A 19503-nucleotide genomic window follows, 5' to 3' on the forward strand; every position below is an offset into this window, starting at 1 on the left:
CGGTGCGCTACCGCATTCTCGGCCCCACGCAGGCACTCCGCGACGACGGCACGCCCGTACCCGTCGGCGGAGCGCGCCTGCGTGCGCTCCTCACCGTGCTGGCGCTGCGGCCCGGGCGTACGGTCACGACCGGCGCGCTCACCGGCGAAGTATGGAACGGCGAGCCCCCCGCCGACGCCACGGGCGCCCTCCAGGCCCTGGTCGCCCGACTGCGCCGAGCCCTGGGCCGCGCCACGATCGCCTCGACCGACGGCGGCTACCGCCTCTGCGCCGACCCGGAGGACGTGGACCTGTACCGCTTCGAGCGGCTGGCAGGGGAGGGGGCGCGGGCCCTGGACGCCGGCGACCCGGGCAAGTCGGCGGAACTGCTCGACGAGGCGCTGGCCCTGTGGCGCGGCCCGGTCCTGGCCGGCCTCCCGGACCGTACGGCGGAAGCGGCCCGCTGGGAGACCCGCCGCCTGGCGGCCCGCCGCGCCCGCCTGACCGCCCTGCTCGCGCTGGGCCGGCCGGAGGAGACGCTTCCGGAGCTCGCGGAGCTCTGCGCCGACCACCCGATGGACGAACACCTCCAGTCGCTCCGCCTGCGTGCCCTGCGCGACACGGGCCGTACGGCCCAGGCTCTGGCGGCGTACGACGAACTCCGCCGCGACCTGGCATCCCGCCTGGGCACGGACCCGTCCCCAGAACTCCGAGCCCTCCACACCCAACTCCTCACCCCGCCCCGCCCCGCATACGGTTCCGGCACAGGGGACGAGGCACCCGCGGGCTCCCGGGACACGGTGCCGGGAGGGGACGTGCCGGGGCGCTCCCCGCAGGGCGTTGAACGCAACCACCCCGAAGAATGCCCAGTACCCGAACGTTCGACGCCCGAGGAGACGCCCCGGCGCGGCACCGACCCCAACGCCGCCCCGCACGCCCCCGCCCCGCACGCCCCCGCACCCGAAAAGGCCCCGCCGCGCGGCAACTTGCGCGCTCGCCTGACGTCCTTCGTCGGCCGCGAGAGCGACATCGCCGCCATCACCGCCGACCTCGGGCGCGCCCGCCTCGTCACCCTGCTCGGCCCCGGCGGCGCCGGCAAGACGCGGCTGTCCCAAGAGGCGGCCGAGGCCGCCAACGGCGGCTGGCGGGACGGCGTCTGGCTCGCGGAACTCGCCCCCGTCGACGACCCCGACACCGTCCCCGAAGCCGTACTCGTCGCGCTGGGCGCACGCGAAACAGTCCTCCGCGGCGCCGGCGCCGAGGAGCTGCGCGCCGCGGACCGCCACGGCGACGATCCGCTCGTACGCCTCGTCGAGCACTGCGCCCGCCGCCAGATGCTGCTCCTGCTGGACAACTGCGAGCACGTCGTCGACGCCGCCGCCCACCTGGCCGAGGAACTGCTGGCCCGCTGCCCCGGCGTGACCGTACTCGCCACCAGCCGCGAACCCCTCGGCGTCCCCGGCGAGGTCGTCCGCCCCGTGGAACCCCTGCCCGACCCCATGGCCCTGCGCCTGCTCGCCGAACGCGGCGCGGCCGCGAGACCCGGCTTCCGTGTCGACGACGACCCGGCCGCCGCCGCCGAGATCTGCCGGCGCCTGGACGGTCTGCCGCTTGCCATCGAACTGGCCGCCGCGCGCCTGCGGATGCTCACCCCGCGCCAGATCGCCGACCGCCTCGACGACCGGTTCCGGCTCCTGACCGGCGGCAGCCGCACCGTACTGCCGAGACAGCAGACCCTCCGTGCGGTGGTCGACTGGTCGTGGGACCTGCTGGACGAGAACGAGAGGGCGGCCCTGAGCGCCCTGTCCGTCTTCGCGGGCGGCTGCGATCTGGCAGCGGCGGAAGCGCTGATCGGCCCCGACGCACTTGAACTACTCGGCTCACTCGTCGACAAGTCGCTGGTGGTGGCGGCCCCTTCGGCCGACGGCAGCAACAACGGCGGTATGCGTTACATGCGTTACCGACTCCTGGAGACAGTAGGCGAGTACGCCGCCGAACGTCTCGACGAAGCAGGGAGCCGCCCCACCGCCGAACGCCGCCACCTCGTCCACTTCCGCGAACTGGCCCGCCACGCCGAACCCCTGCTGCGAGGCCGCGAACAGCTTGCCTGGTTCGGCCGCCTGGAGGTCGAGTACGACAACCTGCGCACCGCGCTGCGCCGCGCCGTCGCCGCCCGCGACGAGCACGAGGCACTGTGCCTCGTCCACTCACTCGGCTGGTACTGGACGATCCGCGGCCTGCGCACCGAAGCCCGCCACTGGTCCCTCGCCGCCGCCGAGCTCGGCCCCGACCCCTTCGCCCCGCCGGCCGTCCCCGCTCCCGCCCTGCACGAGCGGTGTACGGACGCGCCGCCGCCCATGGCGCCCGAACAGCTGCTGGAGGCCCGTCGCGGAGCCTGGCTGATCCATCTGGCGAGCATGAACCACGAGCTCGACGAATGGACCACCGACGAGGCGATGGCATGGCTGCGCCGCGTCGTCGACGTCTACCGGCCAGGCCTGCCGCAGACCTGCCGTACCCCGGGGACACTCTGGTTCTACGCGGTCCTGCTGACCGGTGACCCCGGGCAGCTGTACGAGGTCGTCAACCAGACCGTCGAGGCCTGCCGGGAGTACGGCTACACCTGGGAGCTCGCCTCCGCCCTCCAGTTGCGGGCCAACATTTTCGCCAACCGGAGCGAATGGGCGGGCGACGCGAGCCGTGACGCCGACGAGAGCCTGGAGATCTTCACCCGGCTCGGCGACGCGTGGGGCGCGGCCGAGGCCCTGGCCGCACGCGCCGAGGCACGTGAGCGCAAGGGAGAATTCGCCCTCGCCGCCGATGACTACCGCGCCGCGATCGGGCACGCGGACCTGCTGGGCGCCCAGACACAGGTGCTGCTGCTGCGGGCCAGGCTCGCGGGCGTACTCGTGGAGACGGGCGACGGCGAGAAGGCCGAGGTGATGCTGCGCGACATCCTTTCCAAGGTCGAACAGCAGGGGCACGAGTCGGAGCCCGCCGCCCGCCTGTACCTGGCGATGTGGCTGGCCCGCACGGGCCGTACCGACGAGGGGCGCTGGGAACTGGAGCTGATGCGTCGCTCCTTCAACCGGTCCAACCTCGCCATCTTCGAAGGCTACGTGGTCGGCCTCCTCGCCTGGATGGACAACCTGGACGGCCGGTACGAGGAGGCGCTCGACCAGGCCCGCCAGGCATTGGAGCGCTCACGCGAGCCGCTGTCCCGGATGGTCGCCCCGCACATGCCCGTGGTCCACCTGATTACGGCGGCCCGCGCCCTCGCGGGACTGGGCAGCCCGGACCGGGCCCGCGACGCCGCGCGGCTGCTCGGCGGCTGCGAGGCGCTGCTGCCGGCCGGCCACTTCGCCACGGCCCAGGAGCGCGAGGCCGTGGCGGACGCGGAGGCGGCGGTCCGCGCCGCGCTGGGCGACACCGCGTACGAGGCGGCGTACGCCGAAGGCGGCGGCCTCACGCTGGAGGAGGCCGCCGCTCTCGTCGGGCTCTGAGGCGACCCCAGAGGTGAGAGCGTCGCAACGTCAGCTCTTCGTGCGGAACTTCGAGATCGCCAGCGGCGCCGTCACCAGCGTGATGGCCACGGCCCACCCCACCACCATCCACACATCGCGGGCGACGGGCCCACCGATGAACAGCCCACGCGCCGCGTCGGCGAGGCTCGACAGCGGGTTGTAGTCGGTGAAGGTCTGGAGCCAGCCCGGCATCGTCGACGGCGGGGTGAAGATCGAGGACCCGAACTGCAGCGGCATCAGCACGAGCATCGCCATCCCCTGCACGGCCTGCGCCGTTTTCACGGACAGCCCTATCAGGATGAAGATCCACATCAGCGAGGCGCCGAAGAGGAGCGAGAGCCCGATCGCACCCAGCACGTGCAGCGGTGACGTCGCGACCGACAGACCCAGCACGAAGCCCACGGCCAGCAGGATGGCGAACGCGACCATCATCCGGCCGACCTCGACGACGATCTTCGCTATGAGGACGGAGGACCGGGCGATCGGCATCGTGCGGAACCGGTCCATGACCCCCTTCTGGAAGTCCTCGTTGATGCCGGTGCCGACCGCCATGGAGACGTTCAGACCCATCATCGCCATCAGACCGGGGACCAGATAGCTGACGTACTCGTCCTGCTTGCCATTGCCCGCGACGGCGCCGCCGAAGACGAAGGTGAACAGCAGCGTGAAGACGATCGGCATCAGCAGGACGTCGAACATCGACTGCGGGTCCTGCTTGATCTGCAGGGTGTTGCGGCGGGCGAGCGCGCCGATGTGCCGCAGATTGGCCCGCAGACCGATCCGCCCTTCACCGTCGTGCGCCTTCCCGGGCGGGTGCACGGGCGCCGGCGTCGGCGTCGGCGTCGGCGTCGGCGTAGGGGTCACTGTCGTAGCCGCGCTCATGCCGCGACCTCCTCATGCTTGTTGTCCGCGTGCTTGTTGTCCGCGGGGGATTCGCCGGCCTCGGCCGCCGCCTCGCTCGTCTTCTCGCCTGTGATGGCCAGGAACACCTCGTCCAGGCTGGGCAGATGGGTCCCTATGTGGGCGATCCCGAAGCCGCGCGCGCCCAGCAGCCCCACGACCGCGGTCAGTTGCTCGTCGCTCAGGATCGGTACGTACAGCAGACCTTCACCGGCATCGACCTTCGCCCCCGCGATGCCGTCGAGCCCCGCGTCACCCAGCGCCTGCGCCATGGCAGGCAGCAGAGCCGGGTCGGCCGGACGGACCTCGAGCGTGCGGCCGCCGACCTTGGCCTTGAGCTCGTCGACCTTGCCGCCCGCGATGACGCGGCCGCGGTCGATGACCGTCAGCTCGCTCGCCAGTTGCTCGGCCTCCTCCATGTACTGGGTGGTGAGCAGGACGGTGACACCCTCGCCCACCATCCGCTTCACCTCGTCCCACACTTCGTTGCGGGTACGCGGGTCGAGTCCGGTCGTCGGCTCGTCCAGGTAGAGCACGGCGGGCTGCCCGATCATCGAAGCCGCCAGGTCCAGGCGCCGCCGCATGCCGCCGGAGTACTGCATCACCGGCTTTTTCGCGGCCTCGGTGAGTGAGAACCGCTCCAGCAGTTCGTCCGAGCGCCGGCGCGCGTCCTTGCGGGACAGATCGAGCAGCCGCCCGATCATGTAGAGGTTCTCCCAGCCGGCGAGCTTCTCGTCGACCGAGGCGTACTGCCCGGTCAGGCCTATGGTGCGGCGAAGCTGCCGGGGCTGCTTCACCACGTCGTACCCGGCCACGACGGCCGTGCCGGCATCCGGGTGGACCAGGGTGGACAGGCAGCGCACGAGAGTGGTCTTGCCGGCGCCGTTGGGCCCGAGGACACCGAGCACGGTGCCTTCCCGTACGTCCAGGTCCACGCCGTCCAGTGCCTTGGTCTCGCCGTAGTGCTTGACCAGTCCCCTTACCTCGACGGCGTTGGCCGCGCCGCCTGTGGGGTTCTTGTCGAATCGCGTCATGCCGACCATGAGAGCAGCCGCCACTGACAACGCACCGACAGAATGCCGACAGCCCGCCGATGGGGGATGTCGGCGGGCTGTCTTGTGGTGCGGCAGTGGCTCTGTTACTTACTGACTGACTAGTGGAAGGTGTGCTCCTCCTGCGGGAACGTTCCTCCGACCACATCGCCGGCGAACGCCTTCGCCGCGTCCCCGAGGGTCTGCCGCAGGTTCGCGTACTGCTTCGTGAAGCGCGGCACCTTGCCGCCCGTCAGCCCCGCCATGTCGGTCCACACAAGCACCTGCGCGTCCGTGTCCGGCCCCGCGCCGATGCCGACGGTCGGAATGTGCAGCGAGCGTGTCACCTCGGCGGCCAGCTCGGCCGGTACGAGCTCCAGCACGACCGCGAAGGCACCCGCGTCCTGCGCCGCCTTCGCGTCCCTCAGCAGCTGGTGCGCGGACTCGTCGCTGCGCCCCTGAACCCGGTAGCCCATGGTGTTGACGGACTGCGGCGTCAGGCCGAGGTGCGACATGACCGGGATGCCGGCCTTCACCAGCAGCTCGGTCTGGGCGTGCGAACGCTCGCCGCCCTCCAGCTTCACCGCTCCCACGCCCGCGTCCTTGATCAGCCGGGTCGCGTTGCGCAGGGCCTGCACCGGGCCTTCCTGGTACGAGCCGAAGGGCAGGTCGCCGACGATGAGGGCGCGCTTGGTGCCCCGTACGACAGCGGCGGACAACAACGTCATCTCGTCCATCGTGACGGGCACGGTGGTCTCGTAACCGAGGTGGCAGTTCCCCATGGAGTCACCGACGAGCATGACCGGAATCCCGGCCTCGTCGAAAACGGACGCGGTCATCGCGTCGTACGCGGTGAGCATGGGCCACTTCTCGCCGCGCTCCTTGGCGGCGGCGATGTCGTGGACGGTGATGCGGCGAGTGCCCTTGCCGCCGTACAGCGCCTTGCTGCTGTCGGCGGATGTCGGGTGGGCAGCCTGAAGCGTCATGGCCAACGGCTCCTTCGAAATCTCGAGGCGCCCTGACGGCGTCCCCGGACCACGTCCATGGTGGCATCCCGGCGGTGCTCACGGGAAGTGGGGGCTCGCAGCGGTCCGCACACACTGGCTGGTTTGTGCGCGTTTCGTCACAGGGCCCGTCCGACGCGCCCGAACCGGAACCCCGCTCGCCGCGCCTTCGTCCTCGTGGCAGTACGGCCGTCGTGTTTCGGCGGCGGGGAAAGACACCGGCCATCCCCTAGGGTCAGACGGCGGGGCGGTGTGCACGGCAAGGCAGTCAGTGAGGGCAGCGGAATGGCGCAGGCGTACATGACGGACACAGGGAACGGCAGCTCAGGGCCTGAGCGTTCCGGATCCCGCCTCCGGCGCCGCCTCGAAGGCCTGCGTCACGACCGCGGCATCTGGCGGCGCGGCATCCTCCTGGCACTCTGCGCGGTCCTGCTCACATTCCTGATGGTCTTCCACGCGGAGATCCCCAACACGATCGGCAACCTCGGCAGCCTCACCGAGACCTTCCTGCCCTGGCTCGGCGCGGGCATTCCGCTTCTCCTGGTCGCCGCCCTGCTGCGCCGCTCGGCGACCGCGCTGGTCGCGCTGCTGCTGCCTGCGATCGTCTGGCTGAATCTTTTCGGCGGCCTGCTCACCGACAAGGCGGGCCCCGGCGGCAACCTCACGGTCGCCACCCACAACGTCAAGGCCGACAACGCCGACCCCGAAGGAACAGCCCGCAAGCTGGCCGAATCGGGCGCGGACGTGGTGGCGCTGCAGGAGCTCAAGGCGAGCGAGGTGCCGACGTACGAAAGCGCCCTGTCCGGTACGTACAAGTACCACTCGGTGCAGGGCACGGTCGGCCTGTGGAGCAAGTACCCCATGACCGACACAGGCCCGGTGGACATCAGGATGGGCTGGACGCGAGCGATGCGCTCGACCGTGGCGACCCCGGCGGGCGACCTCGCGGTGTACGTCGCCCACCTCCCCTCGGTACGGGTGAAGGTCAACGCCGGTTTCACGGCCGGGCAGCGCGACGACAGCGCGGACGCGCTGGGCGAGGCCATCGCCCGTGAGCCGCTCGGCAAGGTGGCCCTGCTGGGCGACCTGAACGGCACCATGAACGACCGCGCCCTGAACGCCGTCACCTCGCAGATGCGGTCCACGCAGGGCGCGGCGGGCGACGGCTTCGGCTTCAGCTGGCCGGCGTCGTTCCCGATGGCGCGGATCGACCAGATCATGGTGAAGGGGATCAAGCCGGTGTCGTCGTGGGCGCTGCCGGAGACGGGCAGCGATCACCTGCCGATCGCGGCGCGAGTGGAAATCTGACGCGCGCGCTTACGCGCGCACGCCGTCTGGCAACCCCGCGTTTACGGCGCGGAACATTTCACCTGAGAGACTTTGTTCAGTACGGGAACGTACTCGCGCGCACTCGCACGTACCCAGGTACTCCCCCCGCCCACGGAAAAGGTCTCCCATGCCCCGGCCGCCCCGGCCCGTAGCCCTGTTCGCCCTCGCCGTCAGCGCCTTCGGCATCGGCACCACCGAGTTCGTGATGATGGGCCTGCTGCCCAATGTCGCGGACGATCTGAGCACCTCGGTACCAACCGCCGGCTACCTGGTCTCGGCGTACGCCATCGGCGTGGTGATCGGCGCCCCGCTGCTCACCGCGCTCGGCTCGCGCATCCCGCGCAAGCGCATGCTCCTGCTCCTGATGGCCCTGTTCATGGTCGGCAACCTTGCCTCGGCGCTGGCCCCCGGTTTCGGCTGGCTGGTGGCGGGCCGGGTGCTCGCCGGGCTGCCGCACGGGGCGTTCTTCGGGGTCGGCGCGGTGGTCGCGGCGCGGCTGGTCGCGGAAGGGCGGCAGGCTCGGGCGGTAGCGACCATGTTCCTGGGCCTGACGGTCGCGAACATCGTTGGCGTACCGGCAGCGACTCTCCTCGGCCAGCACCTGGGGTGGCGCGCGACGTTCCTGGTGGTGGCGGCGATCGGGCTGGTCGCGATGGCGGCGCTGGCCCGCCTGGTTCCGTACGTTCCGCTCGACTCGCGGCAGAGCGTCGGCCGCGAACTGCGCACCCTCGGCAACCGCCAGGTCCTGCTGGGCCTGCTCACCGCGGTCTTCGGCTTCGCCGGAGTCTTCGCGGTCTACTCCTACCTCGCCTCGATGACGACCGAGGTCATGGGCTTCGGCGAGTCCTCGGTGACGGTCGTCCTGGCCCTCTTCGGCATCGGAATGACGCTGGGCGCACTGGCGGCGGGCCCGCTGACCGACCGCGCGCTTCGTCCCACCCTCTACGGCTCACTGGCCGCGCTGGCGGTGGTCCTGCTGTCCTTCAACTACACGGTGCACGTGCAGTGGGCGGCGCTGGTGAGTGTGGTGGTGCTGGGCGCGGTGGGCTTCATGACGACTACGCCGCTCCAGATGCTGGTCATGAACAAGGCCAAGGACGCGCCGACGCTGGCGTCGGCCTCGAACCACTCGGCGTTCAACCTCGCCAACGCGGGTGGCGCGTGGCTCGGCGGCATGGCGATCACCGCGGGCTGGGGCTGGATGTCCCCGACGCTGGTGGGGGCGGTACTGGCGGCGGCAGGCCTCGCCATCGCGGTGACGGCGGGGCTGCTGGACCGGGCCCCGGCGCGGTCCCGCTCCCGCGTGGTCGCCTCCGGCACGGCGCGGGAGCCGGCTCGGGACACGGTGGCATGACGGGGGCGCGTCCCCCTGGGGCTCCGCCCCAGCCCCCGGCCCTCAAACGCCGGACGGGCTGAAAACTGCCGCACGGATCGTGCGGCCACGCCAACGGAGGCGCAGCCCTGCGGGCAAGCCCCGGCGGTGCGGTGCGGGCGAGCGTCGGCGGTGCGGTGCGGCTGGCTCAGCCCTGCGGGCGAGCCCCGGCGATGTCGGCTAAGCGTCCCCTGCCGGCGACTCATGCTGGCGCTGCAAGGGCTGCGGCCCCGTGATCGGATCCAGGCCCCGCCGGAAAATCAAGCCCCCGTCCGGCGGGGCGGCCACGCCAACGGAGGCGCAGCCCTGCGGGCGAGCGTCGGCGGTGCGGTGCGGCTGGCTCAGCCCTGCGGGCGAGCCCCGGCGATGCCGGCTAAGCGTCCCCTGCCGGCGACTCATGCTGGCGCTACAAGGGCTGCGGCCTTGTGACCGGATCCAGGCCCCGCCGGAAATCAAGCCCGTCCGGCGCTTGAGGACACGCCCGGAGGGCGTCCTTGGGGGCTGGGGTCTGGGGCCTGCCCCAGTTTCGGGAAGGGGCGGGTAGGGGAAAGCTCGCCGCAGGCGCCCCGCCCCGCGCCCCCGGCCCACCTCTTGCCGCGCGACCCGCATCGCGCGGGCCGGCGTTGCACGGATCCGCTTGGTACGGACCGGCGGCGTACGGGCCGGCGTTTGTACGGGCCGGCGTCGTACGGGCCCCAGCGCACCCCGGGCCCGCGCCAAACGGGCCCGCGCCAAACGGACCCGCGTCACACCCCCCGCGTCAGCCCGACTCGCGCCACCGGTTCGTGATCGGGAGGCGGCGGTCCTTGCCGAAGCCCTTCGCGGAGATCTTCGTGCCCGGCGGGTACTGCCGGCGCTTGTACTCCGCCGTGTCCACCATCCGCAGCGTCCTGGCGACCAGCGCCCGGTCGAACCCGGCGGCCACGATCGACTCGAACCCCTGGTCCTTGTCGACGTACATCTCCAGGATCCGGTCCAGCACGTCGTAGTCCGGCAGCGAATCCGTGTCCACCTGCCCCGGCCGCAGCTCCGCGCTCGGCGGCTTCGAGATGGAGTTCTCCGGGATCGGCGGAGTCTGGCCCCGCTCCTGCGCCGCCTTGTTGCGCCACCGCGCCAGCGCGAAGATCCACGTCTTGTAGACGTCCTTGATCGGCCCGTACGCCCCGACCGAGTCGCCGTACAGCGTCGAATAGCCCACCGCCAGCTCGCTCTTGTTGCCCGGCGCGAGCACGATGTGCCCCTCCTGATTGGAGATCGCCATCAGCGTCGTGCCGCGCAGCCGCGACTGGAGGTTCTCCTCGGCGAGCCCCGTCAGACCGAGCGAGTCCATGTACGCGTCGAACATCGGCTCGATCGCGACGGTCCGGTAGTTCAGCCCGGTACGCCGCGCCAGCTCGGCCGCGTCGCCCTTGGAGTGGTCCGAGGAGTACTTCGACGGCATGGACACGCCGTACACGTTCCGCGCCCCCAGCGCGTCACAGGCGATCGCGGCCACGAGCGCCGAATCGATGCCGCCGGACAGCCCGACCAGGACGCTGCTGAAGCCATTCTTGGCGGCGTACGCGCGAAGTCCCACGACCAGCGCCGAGTACACCTCCTCCTCGTCCTCCAGCCGCTCGGCGTAGCCACCGGTCAGCTCCGGCTCGTACGCCGCGACAGGCTCCTCGGAGAGGACCACGCGGTCGATGTGGAGCCCGTCGTCGACGACACCGGTCGGCGCGTCCTCGCTCGACGCCGCCGCCGGCAGGTCCAGGTCGAGCAGCATGCTGCCCTCCGAGAACTGGGGTGCGCGGGCGATGACTTCGCCGTCCTTGTCGCAGACGATCGAGTCGCCGTCGTAGACCAGCTCGTCCTGGCCGCCGATCATCGCGACGTACGCCGTCGTGCAGCCCGCCTCCTGGGCGCGCTTGCGGACCAGCTCCAGCCGGCTGTCGTCCTTGTGGACCTCGTACGGCGAGGCGTTGATGGAGAGCAGCAGACCCGCACCGGCGGACCGGGTGGCCGGCACACGGCCGCCGTCCTGCCACAGGTCCTCGCAGATGGCGAGGGCGACATCGACGCCGTGCACGCGGATGACGGGCATCGAGTCGCCCGGCACGAAGTACCGGAACTCGTCGAAGACGCCGTAATTGGGGAGGTGGTGCTTGGCGAAGGACAGCGCGACCTTGCCGCGGTGCAGCACGGCGGCGGCGTCCTGCGGGGACCCCGCGGGCTGCCCGTAGCGCGGCTGGGCCTTCTCGCAACGGTCGAGGTAGCCGACGACGACCGGGATCTCGCCGAAGCCCTCCTCGGCGAGGCGCACCGCCAGCGCGCGCACGGCGTCGCGCGAGGCCTCGACGAAGGATGACCGCAGCGCGAGGTCCTCGACGGGGTAACCGGTCAGCGCCATCTCGGGGAACGCCACGAGATGGGCGCCCTGCTCGGCGGCGTGCCGGGTCCAGTGGACGATCGCTTCGGCGTTGCCGGTCAGGTCGCCGACGGTCGAGTCGATCTGATTCAGAGCGAGGCGTAGTTGAGGCACGTAGTCAGCGTAACCGTCACATTGACGCGATGTCCCGGCGAAGCCCCACGGCTTCGCCCCCGGACGTGAAGAGGCCGATCACTCGGAACCGTGCGCGGTGCACGGCGGGGTGTTCACCGATGGCGCAGCCCCGTAACGGCATGGGCGTCGCCGTGCCGTAAATCCGAAGTAGCGTTCATCCCACTATGCCGATCGCGTTTCTCCGCAGTACCCGGCCCATCGCCGTCCTCCTCGCGCTCGGCGCCGCCGTGTACTCCGCCTGGGTGCTCGAAGCCGTCCTCGGGACCGGCCTCGACCCCCTGCGCACGTACGTCAGTGAACTGGCCGCCGCGGACCAGCCGTTCGGCGGCCTCTTCCGGTCCACCGACCTGGCCGCGGGCCTGCTGATCCTCGCGGGCGCGGTCTGGGCCGTCGTCCGGTACCGCCCGCGCGGCCTGTGGGAGGTGACTGGCTGGGCCGCACTCGCCGTCTTCGGCGCCGCGACCGCCGCCGACTCCCGGCTGCCACTGAGCTGCGCGCCGACCGTGGACGCGGCCTGCGTGGTGCGCGAGACGGCGGGGCTCGTCCCGGCCACCCACCTGGCGCACACGTGGAGCAGCAGCCTCGCGTCGACCGCCGCGGTCATCGGCATCGTGGCGCTCACGGTCGCGGCCCGCCGCGGACACCACAGCCGCCGCCGGTCGCTCCTCGCCCGTACCGGACCGGCCATCGCGGCGGCCGAACTGGTGGCCACCGTCTGGACCCTGTCCTCCATCGCCGCCTTCGAGGCCGGAAACGGCACCTGGTTCCTGGGAGCCGGGCAGCGGCTCCAAGTGCTGCTGGCGGCGATCTGGCTCGGCGTACTCGCGTTGTCAGTGGCACGCGAGAAGCTGTACGAGTGACCTCGACAGGCAGCAGCTTCATCAGGATCGGCGGCGTGGCGCACCACGTGGTCGTCGAAGGCAGTGGCCCGGTGTGCGTGCTGAGCGCCGGCCTCGGCATGAGCTGGTTCGACTGGGATCCCGTGGCCGAGCTGCTGGCGCCCTTTCGCACGGTCGTACGGTTCGACCGCCCCGGGCACGGCCTGAGTTCGCCCGCCCCCGCCGCCACGCCGCCCACCGCCGAGGGTGAGGCGCACCGCACAGCCGCGATCCTCGACGCGCTCGTCCTCGCCGATGACCCGGTCACCGTCGTCGGGCACTCCGTCGCGGGCTTCCACGCGGAGGCCTTCGCCCGCCTCTATCCAGGGCGTACGGCCTCGGTCGTGCTCGTCGACTCCAGCGTCGAGGAGCACGCGCGCATGCCCGCCGCCCCCGCCCTGCGCGCCGCGGCCACACGGGCGCTCGGCACGGCCCTCTCCGTGGCCGGGGCCCCGGCGGCGCTCGGACCGCTGGCGCGCCGCGCGGCGGTGCGCGCGGGCCGCGCCGAAAGTGCGGCCCCGGCGGTCAGGGGCAGCAGCAGCGGCGACCCGGCCCCGCCCGCGCTCGTACGCCGCTGCTACCGCACCTCCCGCGTCCTGCGCGGGGCGCTCCGGGAGAACACCCACTACCGCGCGGTCGCCGCCGGACTCCTCGCCCTGCGCGACCGCTGCCCGCTGCCCGAAGACGTCCCGGTCACGGTTCTGGCGGCGTACGACGGCAGGGGCGGGCGCGGTTCGCTGCGCTGGCTGGAACGTCAGCGCGGCCTCGCGACCCTGCTCGGAGCCCGCTTCGAAGTCGCCGAGCCCTCCGGCCACTTGGTGATGCTGGACCGCCCGGACACGGTGGTCCGGGCGGTCAGGGGGGCGGCGTACGGGCCAGACAGCCACGCGGCAGACAGCAACGCCACCGTCAGGGACGCGGGGCCGCGCCCCGTTCCTTGAGCATGTCGGCCATCAGCGTCATCTCCGACTCCTGTGCGTCGACCATGCCCTGCGCCAGGGACCGCTGAGCGGCGACCTCGCACTGGTCGGCGCAGCCCTGGGCCATCGTGACGCCGCCCTTGTGGTGGGCGGTCATCAGCTGGAGAAAGAGGATCTCCGCCTGCTTGCCGTCCGCCTCGCGGAGCTTCGCCAGCTCGGTCCTGGTGGCCATGCCCGGCATGAAGGACCCGTCACGCACCTCGTGCGCCCCGTGCGCCCCGTGTCCACCGTGACCGGAGGGCGCGGCCATCCAGGCCATCGGCTCGTCCGAAGAGACCTTCGGCAGACCCCACAGGTCGAGCCATCCGAGCATCATGCCCCGCTGGTTCGCCTGGGTGTTGGCGATGTCGTACGCCAGCCTGCGTACCTCTTCGTCCTTCGTGCGGTCGCGCACGATGAAGGACATCTCCACCGCCTGCTGGTGATGCACCGACATGTCCCGCGCGAAGCCCGCGTCCGCGGAGCCCTCAGCGGGCGTACCGGACGCCGTGGAACTGCCACTGCCACTGCCACTGTCACTGCCGGCGACCGTAACGGCTCCCGCCGCGAAGAGCAGCGCCAGCACGACGGCCGTGACGGCGGCCCAGTACGTACGCGTCATCACTGCGTCAGTCCGCCCATGCACGCCGCACCGGGCTCGGGCGTCTGCGGCCCCTGCACGTACTTGGTGAAGAACTGGTCGACCCGCGGGTCCGTGGCACTGTCCACGGTCACCTGCTTGCCCCACGCGCTGAGCATGAGCGCACCGGACTGGTCCTTGACCGGGCTCATCAGCGAGTACGGGGTCTTACCGACCTTCTCGGCGAGCTTCTTGACATCGGCGTCCGACGCCTTGTCGTTGTACGTCACCCACACCGCGCCGTGCTCCAGCGAGTGCACCGCGTTCATCTTGGGGAGTTCCTTCTTGTAGACGTCCCCCTCGCAGTTCATCCAGACCTTCGAGTGGTCACCGCCCACCGGCGGGGTCATCGGGTAGGAGACGTCCTTGGTGACGTGCTTGTTCCCCAGCTTCTTCGCGTCCCAGGTCTTCTCCTCCTTCACCGGCGCCTTGGCCTGGGCCTCCTTCTTTTCCTTCTTGTCCGCTTCCTGGAGGAAGACGTACGAGCCGAATCCGACCAGGCCGACCACGACGACCGCGCTGGTGAGGATCGCGATGAGCCGGTTTCTGCGCTCGCGCGCCTGCTCGGCGCGGCGCATCTCTTCTATTCGGGCCTTGCGGGACGCGCTGGCGGTCTTGTTGGAAGCCATGGTGTAAGTCCTTCGCCTGCTGAGAGGGGGTTTGGGGGATGCGGCACATACCGGGGTGCGGGCGGCCCGGCTACGTCCGCATCACCTGAAGGACATGGCGCCCCGGCGCCCGGAGCGGTGCCCCCGCGCCGCGTGCCGGACCGGCGACGGCCGGCGGTGCGAAGTGCTGCGGCTCGTCCGCCACCGGCGTGGCCGGCGGCGGCACGGTGAGCACGGCGGGGGAGAGGTGCGGGAAGACGCCGCAGTGCTGGGAGTCGTACGGGCAGATGTACACGGGCCCGTGCGGCGTCCGAGTGTCGGCGACGGTGCCGGCGAGGGCCACGGTGCCGGCGACGGCCACGGTGGCGACGGCGGCGCTCTCGTGGTGTTCGCGGGGCTCGGGAGCCATCCCCAGACAGACGAAGAGCGCGGCGAGGAGCGTCGCCACGGCGCTCATCAGCGCCATGGGACGTGTGGTGCGCCCGTTGCGCCCGGTGCGGGATTGCCGCAGTCCCCCCATGGGCGGAAATCGTAATGCGCGGCGGCGCTCCCTATGTCATACGGGTTGCAACCGTTGGGGCGGAGTTTTAGGCGGGGTGGATCGGCAACCCGTCGTTCATGGTGCAAATCGGATACACGATGATGACGGAGCAGGCCGGGCCCCGTGAGCTGGTCGACCATGTGGTCGCGGCGGAGCGCGCCGGCTTCGACTTCTCCGTGACCTCTGACCACTACTTCCCCTGGCTGGCCGAACAGGGGCACGCCCCGTACGCGTGGAGTGTGCTCGGCGCGGCCGCCCAGGCCACCTCCCGTATTCCCCTGATGACGTACGTGACCTGCCCGACGGTCCGCTACCACCCCGCCGTCGTCGCCCAGAAGGCCGCGACCACGCAGCTGCTCGCGGAGGGCCGGTTCCGGCTCGGCCTCGGCTCCGGCGAGAACCTCAACGAGCATGTCGTCGGGGCGGGCTGGCCCGCCGCACACGTACGCCTGGAGATGCTGGAGGAAGCCGTGGACATCATCCGCGCGCTGTTCGCCGGCGGCGACGTGAGTCACCACGGCACGCACTACGACGTCGAGAACGCCCGCCTCTGGGACCTGCCCGAACCCGGTCAGCTTCCCCCGATCGGCATCGCGGTCTCCGGCGAGCGGTCCTGCGAGATCGCCGGCCGCCTCGGTGACCTGGTCATCGCCACCGAGCCCAAGCGCGAACTGCTGGACGCCTTCGACCGCCATGGCGGCGCGGGGAAAGCCCCGGGTCGGCCAGTTGCCCGTCTGCTTCGACACCGACCGCGACGCGGCGGTCAAGCGGGCGCACGAACAGTTCCGCTGGTTCGGCGGCGGCTGGAAGGTCAACGCCGAGCTGCCGGGGCCCGCGGGATTCGCGGGCGCCACCCAGTTCGTACGGCCCGAGGACGTCGCCGAGTCCATTCCGTGCGGCTCGGACGTCGAGCCGTTCGTCGAGGCGGTACGGCCGTATGCCGACGCGGGCTTCACGGAGATCGCCCTGGTCCAGGTCGGCGGCGACCACCAGCAGCCGTTCATCGAGTGGGCGGAGAAGTCACTGCTGCCCGCTCTGCGCGATCTCTGAGCGGGGCCACCCGCCCGGCCCGGCGGCGCTCCGCCCGTCAGCGTGGAGCGGACACGTGGGCCAGCGTGAAGGAGTGCCCGGCCGGGTCGGCGTACACGCGTTCGTCGCGCGGTCCGCTGTTGTTCTTCGTGTCCACGGGCCGCGCGCCGAGGCTCACGGCCTCCCGCTCGGCCTCGTCCATCTCGCCGCGCCTCACCAGAACCCGCAGATGCGCCTGCTGGGAGTCCTCGGGCCTGGGCCAGCTGGGCGGCGCGTAACCGTGATCCCTGCGGATCGCCAGTTGCACGCCGTGGTGGCCGACGACCTCCACGAAGTCCGGGTTGGTACCGATCCGGACCTCCGCGTCCAGCAGCCCGGCATAGAACTCCGCCAGCACTTCCGGTTCCGCGCAGTCCAGGACAAGAACGCTCTGCTTCACGACCGTCATGTGCTCCGCGTACCCCGAGGACGTGACAGCAGACATGACCGGGGCGCGTACGGGTACTCGCGCCGCCTCCGGTCGCGCACCCGATCCCGCCGGGTGAGCCTGGAAATCGGCGAGGGACCGGCGACGACGAGAGAAAGAAGCCCCACTGTGAACAGCACGGAACACCACGGCACAGAGGTCCTGGTGGAACTCACCGGCAGCTCCAAAGAGGACGCCAACGCCGTCTTCGGCGCGCTGTGCACCGCCTTCGAGGCCGACCGCAAGGCCGACGAGGAGCTGCACAACGGCATGGACGGACGCCCGATGGTGTGGAGCGCGACCTACGACGTGTTCGAGGTACGGGAACAGGCCGCCGCCACGCGGCTGACGGCGCCCGTCACCGTCACGCTCCAAGGCGGCTACCGCGCGGTGGAGCAGCTTCGTGAGCAGCTGGAATCGGCATTCGCCGTGCAGGAGGAGGGTTCGGTGTCCGGGGACCAGGAGAAGGAAGTCCAGCTGCGCCTGGAGAGCGGACAAGGGACCTCGCCATGACCGACGAGAAACCGAAGGACGAGAAACCGAAGGACGAGAAACCGAAGGAACTGCGCAGGGGCCGCCACGAGACCGAGGACGAGCGGGCGGACCGGCTGTGGGTGGAGCTGCTCCAGGAGCTGAGGGTCGCCCAGACCGGCGTACAGATCCTCTTCGGCTTCCTGCTGACGGTCGTCTTCCAGCCGCGTTTCACCGAGCTGTCCTCGACGGACAAGGACATCTACGTCGTCACGGTGGTGCTCGGCGCGGCGACGGTGGGCGCGCTCGTCGGCCCCGTGTCCTTCCACCGGCTGGTCACCGGCCGCCGGATCAAGCCGCAGACGGTCATATGGGCGTCGAGGCTCACCCTCGTCGGGCTGGTGCTGATGCTCGGCACGATGGCCTCGGCGCTGCTGCTGATCCTGCGCGTGGCGCTGCACGACACCACCGCGCTGTGGCTGGTCGGCGTCCTGGTGCTGTGGTTCGTCCTGTGCTGGTTCGTACTGCCCGTCTGGGCCCGGTACACCAATGCGGGCAGGGACTGACCGAAGCCATTCCCTGCCCGCACCTGGTGAAGAGCCTTACTGCGCTGCTTACGCGGCGTCGCCCCGGCTTCCGCCGGCGCTGCTGCCGCTGCCGCCGTAGGACCGGCGGCGTGCCTGCGCCGGAGCGCTGCGGCGCCCGCGCTGCGAGGACGCGCTGCGTGCCGGGCGCTCCCTGACCGGCGACGAGATGACGACGGGGACACCGGAAGGCGCCTGCGCACCGGTGATCCGCGTCAGCTCGGCGTCGCCGGAGCGGACCTGCGCGGTCTGCGGGGTGATGCCCGCGGCCTGCATCAGGCGGGACATCTCGCGGCGCTGGTTGGGCTGCACCAGCGTGACGACGCTGCCGGACTCACCGGCGCGGGCGGTACGGCCGCCACGGTGCAGGTAGTCCTTGTGGTCGGTCGGCGGGTCGACGTTGACCACGAGGTCGAGGTTGTCGACGTGGATGCCACGGGCCGCGACGTTGGTCGCCACCAGCACGGTCACGTGCCCGCTCTTGAACTGGTCGAGCGTGCGCGTGCGCTGCGGCTGCGACTTGCCGCCGTGCAGCGCGGCTGCCCGTACACCGCTCGCCAGCAGGTCCCGGGTCAGCCGGTCGACCGCGTGCTTGGTGTCCAGGAACATGATCACCTTGCCGTCGCGGGCGGCGATCTCGGTGGCCGTGGCCTGCTTGTCGGCGGGGTGGACGTGCAGCAGGTGGTGCTCCATCGTCGTCACCGCGCCCTGCGCGGCGTCGACCGAGTGGACCACCGGGTCGGTCAGGTAGTTGCGTACCAGCTTGTCGACATTGCGGTCGAGCGTGGCCGAGAACAGCATCGTCTGGCCCTCGGGGGCGACCTGCTGGAGCAGCTCGGTGACCTGCGGCATGAAGCCCATGTCGGTCATCTGGTCGGCCTCGTCGAGCACCGTGATCTTCACCTGGTCCAGGCGGCAGTCACGGCGGTCGATGAGGTCCTTGAGCCGGCCCGGCGTCGCCACGACGACCTCGGCCCCGGTGCGCAGGGCGCCGGCCTGGCGGCCGATGGACATGCCGCCGACGACCGTGGTCATGCGCAGCCGCACGGCGCGGGCGTAAGGGGTGAGCGCGTCGGTGACCTGCTGGGCGAGCTCACGGGTGGGTACGAGGATCAGGGCCAGCGGCTGACGCGGCTCGGCGCGCTTTCCGGCCGTCCTGGCCAGCAGCGCGAGACCGAAGGCGAGCGTCTTGCCGGAGCCGGTGCGTCCGCGGCCCAGGACATCGCGTCCGGTCAGCGTGTTCGGCAGGGTGGCGCCCTGGATCGGGAACGGCGTGGTCACGCCCTGGGCGGTGAGCGCCGCCAGCAGGGCCGCGGGCATGTCCAGCTCGTCGAAGGCCTCGACCGCGGGAAGCGCCGGCGACGTACCGACCGGAAGGGCGAACTCGCCCTGCGGGCCGGAGGAACGGCGCTGGGTGGGCCGGCCGGAGGAGCCGGAAGAGCGGTTGGGCGCCGCGGGGCGGAAGCGCTCGCCGCGGTCGCTGGTGCGGCCGGCGAAGTTGCCGCCGGCGCGGGTACGGGAAAATCGGTCACGGTCGTTCGAGCGTGCTGTGCGGTTCATGTGAACCTTCCTCGATGGGCACGTATCGAGGAATTCCGGGCAGCAGTGACTGAGAGCGTGACTGCCACAAGGAATCGCAAGAACGA

16 protein-coding genes and 1 pseudogene are annotated in these 19503 nt (G+C 71.3%); 8 read left to right on the forward strand and 9 right to left on the reverse strand.

Features of this window, described 5'->3' with window-relative positions:
- The first annotated feature begins 2 nt into the window (after positions 1–2).
- Positions 3–3482: a BTAD domain-containing putative transcriptional regulator gene (locus ABZX79_RS15835; protein ID WP_355256764.1), complete on the forward strand. Its 3480-nt coding sequence runs from the start codon at positions 3–5 to the stop codon at positions 3480–3482.
- A 30-nt stretch (positions 3483–3512) separates the two neighbouring features.
- On the opposite strand, the gene ABZX79_RS15840 is transcribed toward ABZX79_RS15835, so the two are convergent.
- The 3 genes from ABZX79_RS15840 to panB form a co-directional block, all read right to left on the reverse strand.
- On the reverse strand, positions 3513–4385 hold the full coding sequence (locus tag ABZX79_RS15840) for an ABC transporter permease (protein ID WP_355256767.1): 873 nt from the start codon (positions 4383–4385) through the stop codon (positions 3513–3515).
- The gene (locus ABZX79_RS15845; RefSeq protein WP_355256770.1) at positions 4382–5437 is read right to left on the reverse strand and encodes an ATP-binding cassette domain-containing protein; all 1056 of its coding nucleotides are present in this window, start codon (positions 5435–5437) and stop codon (positions 4382–4384) included. The genes ABZX79_RS15840 and ABZX79_RS15845 overlap by 4 nt, the downstream gene beginning before the upstream one ends.
- A gap of 119 nt (positions 5438–5556) precedes the next feature.
- Positions 5557–6420, reverse strand: coding sequence for a 3-methyl-2-oxobutanoate hydroxymethyltransferase (gene panB / locus ABZX79_RS15850; RefSeq protein WP_355256773.1), 864 nt, complete (start codon positions 6418–6420; stop codon positions 5557–5559).
- A 303-nt stretch (positions 6421–6723) separates the two neighbouring features.
- On the opposite strand from panB, the gene ABZX79_RS15855 reads away from it, so the two are divergent.
- Together ABZX79_RS15855 and ABZX79_RS15860 are read left to right on the forward strand one after the other, a co-directional pair.
- Positions 6724–7746, forward strand: coding sequence for an endonuclease/exonuclease/phosphatase family protein (locus ABZX79_RS15855; RefSeq protein ID WP_355257106.1), 1023 nt, complete (start codon positions 6724–6726; stop codon positions 7744–7746).
- A gap of 148 nt (positions 7747–7894) precedes the next feature.
- A complete protein-coding gene (locus ABZX79_RS15860) occupies positions 7895–9121 on the forward strand; it encodes an MFS transporter (RefSeq protein WP_355256776.1) in 1227 nt (408 codons plus the stop codon).
- A gap of 778 nt (positions 9122–9899) precedes the next feature.
- On the opposite strand, the gene ABZX79_RS15865 is transcribed toward ABZX79_RS15860, so the two are convergent.
- Positions 9900–11660: an NAD+ synthase gene (locus tag ABZX79_RS15865; RefSeq protein WP_355256778.1), complete on the reverse strand. Its 1761-nt coding sequence runs from the start codon at positions 11658–11660 to the stop codon at positions 9900–9902.
- Between the two features lie 185 nt (positions 11661–11845).
- Here ABZX79_RS15865 and ABZX79_RS15870 point away from each other — a divergent pair, with 185 nt between their 5' ends.
- On the forward strand, positions 11846–12541 hold the full coding sequence (locus tag ABZX79_RS15870; RefSeq protein ID WP_355256780.1) for a DUF998 domain-containing protein: 696 nt from the start codon (positions 11846–11848) through the stop codon (positions 12539–12541).
- Positions 12538–13500: an alpha/beta hydrolase gene (locus ABZX79_RS15875; protein WP_355256782.1), complete on the forward strand. Its 963-nt coding sequence runs from the start codon at positions 12538–12540 to the stop codon at positions 13498–13500. Before ABZX79_RS15870 ends, ABZX79_RS15875 begins: the two co-directional genes overlap by 4 nt.
- Here ABZX79_RS15875 and ABZX79_RS15880 read toward each other — a convergent pair.
- The 3 genes from ABZX79_RS15880 to ABZX79_RS15890 all read right to left on the reverse strand — a co-directional run bounded on the left by ABZX79_RS15880 (position 13469) and on the right by ABZX79_RS15890 (position 15232).
- The gene (locus ABZX79_RS15880; protein WP_355256785.1) at positions 13469–14140 is read right to left on the reverse strand and encodes a DUF305 domain-containing protein; all 672 of its coding nucleotides are present in this window, start codon (positions 14138–14140) and stop codon (positions 13469–13471) included. The genes ABZX79_RS15875 and ABZX79_RS15880 overlap by 32 nt on opposite strands.
- The gene (locus ABZX79_RS15885) at positions 14140–14787 is read right to left on the reverse strand and encodes a DUF3105 domain-containing protein (protein WP_355256788.1); all 648 of its coding nucleotides are present in this window, start codon (positions 14785–14787) and stop codon (positions 14140–14142) included. Before ABZX79_RS15885 ends, ABZX79_RS15880 begins: the two co-directional genes overlap by 1 nt.
- A gap of 70 nt (positions 14788–14857) precedes the next feature.
- Complete coding sequence (locus ABZX79_RS15890) at positions 14858–15232, reverse strand: hypothetical protein (protein WP_355256791.1); 375 nt, start codon at positions 15230–15232, stop codon at positions 14858–14860.
- Between the two features lie 152 nt (positions 15233–15384).
- Between ABZX79_RS15890 and ABZX79_RS15895 the strand changes: the two are divergent.
- Positions 15385–16357: pseudogene (locus ABZX79_RS15895) on the forward strand (LLM class F420-dependent oxidoreductase).
- Between the two features lie 37 nt (positions 16358–16394).
- Here the strand turns inward: ABZX79_RS15895 and ABZX79_RS15900 are convergent.
- Entirely contained in the window at positions 16395–16784 is a 390-nt protein-coding gene (locus ABZX79_RS15900) for a VOC family protein (protein ID WP_355257109.1), read from the reverse strand.
- A gap of 147 nt (positions 16785–16931) precedes the next feature.
- On the opposite strand from ABZX79_RS15900, the gene ABZX79_RS15905 reads away from it, so the two are divergent.
- Both ABZX79_RS15905 and ABZX79_RS15910 read left to right on the forward strand, forming a co-directional pair.
- On the forward strand, positions 16932–17315 hold the full coding sequence (locus ABZX79_RS15905) for a hypothetical protein (protein WP_355256794.1): 384 nt from the start codon (positions 16932–16934) through the stop codon (positions 17313–17315).
- Complete coding sequence (locus ABZX79_RS15910) at positions 17312–17839, forward strand: DUF6328 family protein (RefSeq protein ID WP_355256797.1); 528 nt, start codon at positions 17312–17314, stop codon at positions 17837–17839. The genes ABZX79_RS15905 and ABZX79_RS15910 overlap by 4 nt, the downstream gene beginning before the upstream one ends.
- Before the next feature lie 48 nt (positions 17840–17887).
- Here ABZX79_RS15910 and ABZX79_RS15915 read toward each other — a convergent pair whose 3' ends face one another.
- Positions 17888–19417 (reverse strand): DEAD/DEAH box helicase, encoded by a 1530-nt coding sequence (locus ABZX79_RS15915; RefSeq protein ID WP_355256800.1) that lies wholly within the window; start codon positions 19415–19417, stop codon positions 17888–17890.
- Positions 19418–19503: the final 86 nt, after the last annotated feature.

Origin of the sequence: Streptomyces sp. NPDC002994 (genome assembly GCF_040611155.1) — a bacterium.
Taxonomy (GTDB): Bacteria; Actinomycetota; Actinomycetes; order Streptomycetales; family Streptomycetaceae; genus Streptomyces.